Annotated in this window: 1 protein-coding gene; it reads right to left on the bottom strand. The window is 28.0% G+C overall.

From position 1 onward, the window contains the following. Window positions 1-32: 32 nt before the first annotated feature. Window positions 33-485, bottom strand: a complete 453-nt coding sequence (locus tag FGM02_RS17640) for a hypothetical protein (RefSeq protein ID WP_139959908.1) — start codon at window positions 483-485, stop codon at window positions 33-35. Window positions 486-550 lie beyond the last annotated feature (65 nt).

Genomic DNA, 550 nt, shown 5'->3' with positions numbered 1-550 from the left:
TTAACTTTATACGGTGTTGCCCATAGTTATTTTTACTTTGTAAGGATTACTTTTTTTCTCTCTTTAATTATTTTTCTAGTTTCTTTTTTTGAATTATAATTTATTAATGGAATCCATTCAATTCGGTCATTATTCACAAGCCAATTCAGATAATTTTTTTGAAATTTTTTAATTCCATCTCGTTGAATAAATAACAAATAATATTCTATCAAATTTGCATTATTTTCGCAAAAATTCAAAGTGCAATTTTCGATTCCAGTTACTTTTGCATAAGGCATTCCTTCAATTCGGTCAGCCACAATTATTGCTACTTCTCCTTTATTTAAAATTCGGTTTTGACATTCCGATTTTATATTAGTAAGAGTTTGGTCAGTAAAATATTCCGCAAGAGTTGGTAAAATCCGCCAACCAAATCCAATCAATTTTGCGGCTTGTTCAGTTTTCGTTATTTCTTTTGAGTTCCTGATTTTTGAAATTCCGTCCAATAGATTGTCAATTTCAGATTTTGATTGTGAAAATCCAAAACTTGAAAATAAAACTCAAATTATTA

This window comes from Flavicella sediminum, assembly GCF_006381105.1.
In the GTDB taxonomy this organism is placed as follows: Bacteria; Bacteroidota; Bacteroidia; order Flavobacteriales; family Flavobacteriaceae; genus Flavicella; species Flavicella sediminum.
The sequence above is the reverse complement of the archived record's forward strand: the minus strand, read 5'-3'. Positions and strand labels throughout refer to the sequence as shown.